The organism is bacterium, from assembly GCA_037131655.1.
In the GTDB taxonomy this organism is placed as follows: domain Bacteria; phylum Armatimonadota; class Fimbriimonadia; order Fimbriimonadales; family JBAXQP01; genus JBAXQP01.
This window is the reverse complement of sequence record JBAXQP010000180.1, coordinates 1-5,792: the sequence shown is the minus strand read 5'-3', so window position 1 is coordinate 5,792 and position 5,792 is coordinate 1. Positions and strand designations below refer to the sequence as shown.

7 protein-coding genes are annotated in these 5,792 nt (G+C 49.8%); 5 read left to right on the top strand and 2 right to left on the bottom strand.

Annotated elements, in window-relative coordinates; translation table 11 throughout:
• From WCO51_08980 to WCO51_08970, 3 genes are all read left to right on the top strand, one after another.
• The coding region (locus WCO51_08980) for a hypothetical protein (GenBank protein MEI6513393.1) at positions 1–749 on the top strand (749 nt) is incomplete at its 5' end.
• A gap of 229 nt (positions 750–978) precedes the next feature.
• Positions 979–3,081 (top strand): glycoside hydrolase family 95-like protein, encoded by a 2,103-nt coding sequence (locus WCO51_08975; GenBank protein ID MEI6513392.1) that lies wholly within the window; start codon positions 979–981, stop codon positions 3,079–3,081.
• A 90-nt stretch (positions 3,082–3,171) separates the two neighbouring features.
• Positions 3,172–3,555, top strand: coding sequence for a hypothetical protein (locus tag WCO51_08970; GenBank protein MEI6513391.1), 384 nt, complete (start codon positions 3,172–3,174; stop codon positions 3,553–3,555).
• On the opposite strand, the gene WCO51_08965 is transcribed toward WCO51_08970, so the two are convergent.
• Positions 3,552–3,761: a hypothetical protein gene (locus tag WCO51_08965; protein MEI6513390.1), complete on the bottom strand. Its 210-nt coding sequence runs from the start codon at positions 3,759–3,761 to the stop codon at positions 3,552–3,554. The genes WCO51_08970 and WCO51_08965 overlap by 4 nt on opposite strands.
• Before the next feature lie 19 nt (positions 3,762–3,780).
• Complete coding sequence (locus tag WCO51_08960; protein ID MEI6513389.1) at positions 3,781–4,221, bottom strand: phosphonate C-P lyase system protein PhnG; 441 nt, start codon at positions 4,219–4,221, stop codon at positions 3,781–3,783.
• A 147-nt stretch (positions 4,222–4,368) separates the two neighbouring features.
• On the opposite strand from WCO51_08960, the gene WCO51_08955 reads away from it, so the two are divergent.
• Positions 4,369–5,130: a polysaccharide deacetylase family protein gene (locus tag WCO51_08955; GenBank protein ID MEI6513388.1), complete on the top strand. Its 762-nt coding sequence runs from the start codon at positions 4,369–4,371 to the stop codon at positions 5,128–5,130.
• A 15-nt stretch (positions 5,131–5,145) separates the two neighbouring features.
• A partial coding sequence (locus tag WCO51_08950) for a hypothetical protein (protein MEI6513387.1) occupies positions 5,146–5,792 on the top strand: 647 nt, incomplete at its 3' end.

Sequence of the window (5,792 nt, the reverse complement as noted above, 5' to 3'; positions counted from 1 at the left end):
ACAATGAAGCCTATTGGGATGGGCCCAGTATGGAGTGGCAGCATCACATCGCGGAACTAATTCTCAAAGAAGAGAAGCTGTTGCCTTTGCAGCATCTCGTGAGTTGGAATGTGGCCAATGAATTCGCGGAGGTCACAAATCCGCATCCCGCCATCTCGATTCTGAACTTTCACTATCCCCGTCCCGACCCAAGGTGCGTGACGGCTAACTACCAGTTGGACCGGCTCATTGGTTGTAACGAGACGGGATTCGACGGCTCATCTGCTGAACCCTATCGCATCCAGGCCTGGCAGTTCATGCTGGCTGGCGGCGGCCTTTTCAACCATCTGGACGCATCGTTCTGCGCGGGGGACGAGGCCGGCACCCGACACCTTACTGACGCGATATTTGGGGGCGGGCCGGAGATCCGAAAGCAATTAAGCATCCTGAAAGACTTCATGGAGAGCTTCGACTTCATTCACATGACCCCCAGCATTAGCGCCATCGCGGATAGTGGAGGCGCTACCGCGGTTTACGTCCTGGCCGAGCAAGGCCGACAATACGCCGTTTATATCCGGTGCAAAGATAACGAGCAGTGCGGCTCAGTCGTGTTAAACGTGCCCGATGGACAGTACACGGTGGAATGGGTCGACACGCATGAGGATTTCATCGGTTCGCCCGAAACCCTTGCAGCCGTGAATGAAAAACTGGCGCTACGTCCTGGCCGGTTCCAATCAGATATTGCAGCCAGGATTCTTAAAGTCATGTAAAGCCGTTTCGCGGGAGCCGAAGGGAACGTGAATGCAATAACTCAAGGCGTGATGCCTTCCGAACGCTCAAGCGCTCCGTCACAATAACTCCTAGGGCAAGTGCGCCGATTCGTGCATGAATACTTAGGATAAAACGATAGTTGGGTAAGATATTTGACCTTTCTTCGAGCAAGCTTGCACTCCCACTTCCGTTCGAAGTATCCTACTTCCCATACAAGGAGAGTGTTTAATGAATAATTGGGTTTCAGTTCATAATGAGCCGCCAAAGCTAGTGCCAACTCAGCATATGGTGGATGGTCCTTTGATCGGGAATGGTGATTTGGGCGTTGTGATGGCAGGTCCTGCCACACATTTACAGTTCTGGATTTCAAAGTCTGACTTTTGGAGAGCGGCGGAGTGGATTGATGACACCTCGCGATTTGGACGCACGATGGGAGCGCCTTGCTGCATTTCAATGCTGGGATTTAGAATTTTCAGAGCACATCATGATACCTATCGCATCGAACAAGACATCCAAAAGGCCGAACTGAGGGGCACCTTCCGCACTCATGAAGGAGATGATATCGATCTCAAAGCATGGGTTTCTGCCAATGAGAACCTGTTAGTGGTCGAAATCACTAGCTCCGGTCTAGCTTGGATGGATATTGAACTTGAAACTCGAACCTCTCGGTTGGTGTCCTCGGAATGTAATTATGACGAAGATGGCAATATCGAACTCAGACGCTCCTATCTTGAGGGAGTCGATTGGCCGACTGAGGCTGGGGTTTGCATGCGCCGTATCGATACAGGCGATAATCCCAAATGGCGACATAAACTTCTTGAAGGACAAAAAACGGCTGTCTACGTGCTTGCCGTTTGTACCAATCACGACAGCGGCGATGATTTTATGGACATCGCCCGCAAACGAATTGCGGAAATCACCCTCGATGAGGTTGAAAAGCTGCGCAAAGAGCACCAGGAATGGTGGAGCGATTTTTGGAGTAAATCGGATATCGAAGTCGGTGATGATCTGTTAGAATTGGGCTGGCACGGTTCGAACTACATCATGGCCTGCTGTAGCCGCAACCATCACTTCCCCCCAGGTCTTTTCGGCAACTGGCTCACGACTGATGAACCTTACTGGGCTGGTGATTACCACCTCAATTACAACTACCAAGCCCCATGGTGGGGAGTATTTTCCTCCAATCATGTCGAATTATCCGATCCCTATGATGCTCCGATTATGGCGTTTATCCCGCGTGCGAGAAAGTTCGCAAAGGATCTTTTGAATTGCAGGGGCGTCTATTATCCGATCGGTTTAGGCCCAAAAGGGAATGCAACAGCGACCATCTTCCACGGCCAGAAGTGCAATGCGGCGTTTGTGGCAGCCAATATGATGATGCGCTTCAGAGCCACCTGGGATATGGACTATGCGCGCAATATCGCCTACCCCTTCATCGTCGAATGCGCCAACTTCTGGGAGGATTATCTTAACTTCAATGAAGGCCGTTACGTTATCGACCGTGACGCAATTCAAGAAGACTACGAGGACACCAAAGATGTGAACCCAATCATGTCATTGGGCTTGGTCTATGCCGTGTTCAGAGGTGCTCTTCAACTAAGTGAAGAATTAGGGGTCGATGAAGATCGGCGCGAAAAGTGGCAGCATATTTATGACCACTTGAGCAAATTCCCGACCATGGAACGAAATGGCCAGACGGTCTTCCGCCTTACCGAGCAAGGCCGCGATTGGAACCCGAATAACTCAGTGGTTTTGCAGCATATCATTCCCGCCTGTTGTATTGGGCTGGGGAGCGACCCGGAATTGCTACAAATTGCACTCAACACCGTCACCCAAAAAGCCCGATGGAAAGACGATAACGCCTTTCCTGTGATGTATCCCACTGCCGCAAGAGTTGGTTTTGACCCTGTGGAGCTTCTCAGACAGTTGCACCTCAGGCTCGAAGAAGACATGAGACCAAATCTGTTGGTTTACCAATGGGGCGGAGGAATCGAAACCTGCGGCGGCACGACAATGTGCCTCAACGAGATGCTGATGCAAAGCTTCGAGGGCGTTATTCGCTTCTTCCCCAACTGGCCCAAAGATCGCCCCGCCAAGTTCACATCCCTAAGAGCAGACGGCGCCTTCCTGGTCTCAGCCGAGTACAAAGACGGCAAAGTCATCTCCGCCGAACTAACCAGCGAAAAAGGCCGCCCCTGCACCGTCCAAAACCCATGGCCGGGTAGGAAATTGGTTGTTAAGCAAGACGGCCGAGATATCCCGCTAGAAGTCAAAGGCGATCATTACACCTTTACCACAGAGCCGGATGGGAAATACACATTGAGCTATTAGAGCTTTGGCAACGCCATCTCTCTCAGCAACCGAAGAGTAAAGTATCGTAGGGGCAGCCACATAGGACTGCCCCTACGGACAAAATCTGTCATGAATAACCGAGATACTGTTCTGATAATCGAAGACGATGAGAAAGCCGCTATCGCGATAGCAGATCATTTTGAGAAAAATAACTGTCAGGTCGTTTGTATGGCGGCGGTGGATGAGATGACGGGACCGCTCATAAAAGGGCGTGATTATCGCTGGGAGATTAAAGGGGTCTCGATTAACATGGGGCGGGTGTGCGAGGCGTTTGTGGATTATCAAATCTACGGCAAGTTCAACGGCAGTGATGTTGCTCTTGAACTCAACAAGCATGGCGTGCCATCTATTACCGCTATCTCCTCTTCTCGGCCTTACAACGAGCGAATGCTCAAGGCAGGGGCAACTCACGCGCTGCTCAAGCCGGATTTCCTCAAAAGCCTAATGGGCTAGTTCAAGAGCTCTTTTTTAAGCTCAGCCCAGGTGTTGGTCACTCTGGCATAGCAAGCTACTCGGCCATCGAGGCTTGCAGGAAGTGTATCTTCTGTTTCCAGATGAAGCTCCTTGCCGGAATTCAATTCACGATATCGGCCGGCTTCGACTCTATCACCTGCCAAAAAGACATTTAATTGATGTATATCTTCAGGTTCAATCCTCATATATACTCCTTCTTTTAAATTAGACTACATAAGCTCCCGAATATTCTCGGGACTGAGGGTTTGCTGTTTTCACTACCTCATCACAAGCCATACTTGCCCATGCTCTTGCGAAGATTTCACTTAAACGGTCTCTTAATGCGATGTCGTTACCTGGAAGAATAGCATCGGCGGCGGCACTTGCTAACGCTTTCGCAGGTGAATCTCCTATTGCCAGCCCGTATCCTTTACGTCCTTTATATTCAACTTCCGCTCTGGTCACGAGCGCTTCGCCTAGATAGAAATCGCGAGCGTCCGGGTCGTAAATCGGCATCGGAACAAAGCCTATCTCGGGATCTTTGATTACCATGATTTCTTCTCGGGCAAGCACTCCGAACAACTCCCAAAGCATGCCCTCATCCATTGAGCCAAACTGAGCAAGCTGAAGCTTAAGAATGTGAATGTCAGAACTAGGTATTCTCATTAACCGTTCCCTCCATCTTTACTAATAACAGAATATCTCCGAATTGTTAAGGTTTAGTTAAGGCAACATTAAGGTTTTGTTAACAATCAACTCTGTGGCATAAAGCTGTCTAAGTCTGGTATCACAGGAACATAAGGAGTGTGAAATATGTTTTTTAATCCGAGATTAGATAAACCGTTTATTTGGCCGAATGGGAAGAAAGGGGCGGTCACCCTCACTTTCGATGATGCCCGAAGCAGTCAGACCGAACTGGGGATACCCATTCTAAACGACTATGGCATTAAAGCCACGTTTTTCGTCAATCAGGGCGGCCTTGAGCAAGAGTTGGAGAAATGGGGCAAGGCTGTCGAAGCTGGGCATGAGATGGGCAATCACACCCAAAATCATCCCTGCAGCGGCAATTATGGCTTCAATCGCGATAGCTACCTCGAAGATTACACCCTCGATAGGATGGAAGCGGAACTGCTGGAAGCGAATGAAACGATTAAGAAACTTCTAGGCGTAACCCCCAATAGCTTTGCCTATCCATGCGGTCAAACTTTCGTCGGGCGCGGAACTAATTGTCAGAGCTACGTTCAAATTGTTGCCAAGCACTTTTTAGTTGGCCGAAGCGCATTCGATGAGTCGATAAACAACCCCTGGAATATGGATTTAGCCCAAACGATGGGGCTTGATATGGATATGGGTAATTTCGATGCGCTCAAAGCGATGGTTGATGGTGTTCACAGAAGTGGCGGATGGCTATGCCTTTTCGGTCATGGAATCGGCGCCGAATCTGCTAGTCAAACTCTCTCGGCTGGAGTGTTAAAGCAGCTTTGCGAATACATGCAAGACCCCGCAAATGAAATCTGGGTCGATACCGCAGCAGCGATTGGTACGCATATCAAGGCACAAACGACGGCAGTATAACTTAAGGAGGCAGGAATGCTAAGAGTAACACAGGGACCAGTGGATTTTCAAATGCCAAAGGATCAGCCCGAGGGAAAAGTTTGGCGGTATGGAATTGGAATTCCGTTTCAAATTGCGCCTCGGATGGCGGGGGTCTTTCTGAATATCCGCAGCGATTATGAAAAGACGTGGGATTTTGAAGCTGGCACGGATATCGTTCTCTTCGATGACTTGTCCAACACCAGTCAGGCCAAGATTTACCCCGTCTCCCGCAATTACTTCGCGCCGGATCCAGAAACAGGCGAAAATAAAGAGATGACCAAGTATCCGGTCGTCGGTGGATTCGTGCCCTATGGAGCCAAAAGAGCCGATGGATCGCCGCATCCCTTTGCCGGAACGGGGTTTGGGATCTGTCAAGTCATCGGTTACAGCTCGATTAGTGAGAAGAGGGATGGCCCCTATCTTTTAGAATTAATCCAGTTTGCTTTCGACGGCAAGGACCTTAAGATACTGAGCCAGGGGAACATACCGAATGAACATGAGCCGGGATTGAGCAGCGCAATTCCTGACGGCGACGACCTTCTTTATCCCATGAAAGGCGAGGGCGGATCGGGTATTTCTCGGTGGAAATATGGTTCCGACGGTTGGTACATGTCGGACTTTTATCGTGTTCAAGGGTCTGG

Coding starts and splice junctions, on each gene's coding strand:
- WCO51_08975 (MEI6513392.1), top strand. CDS start 979: ATGAATAATTGGGTTTCAGTTCATAATGAGCCGCCAAAGCTAGTGCCA.
- WCO51_08970 (MEI6513391.1), top strand. CDS start 3,172: ATGAATAACCGAGATACTGTTCTGATAATCGAAGACGATGAGAAAGCC.
- WCO51_08965 (MEI6513390.1), bottom strand. CDS start 3,761: ATGAGGATTGAACCTGAAGATATACATCAATTAAATGTCTTTTTGGCA.
- WCO51_08960 (MEI6513389.1), bottom strand. CDS start 4,221: ATGAGAATACCTAGTTCTGACATTCACATTCTTAAGCTTCAGCTTGCT.
- WCO51_08955 (MEI6513388.1), top strand. CDS start 4,369: ATGTTTTTTAATCCGAGATTAGATAAACCGTTTATTTGGCCGAATGGG.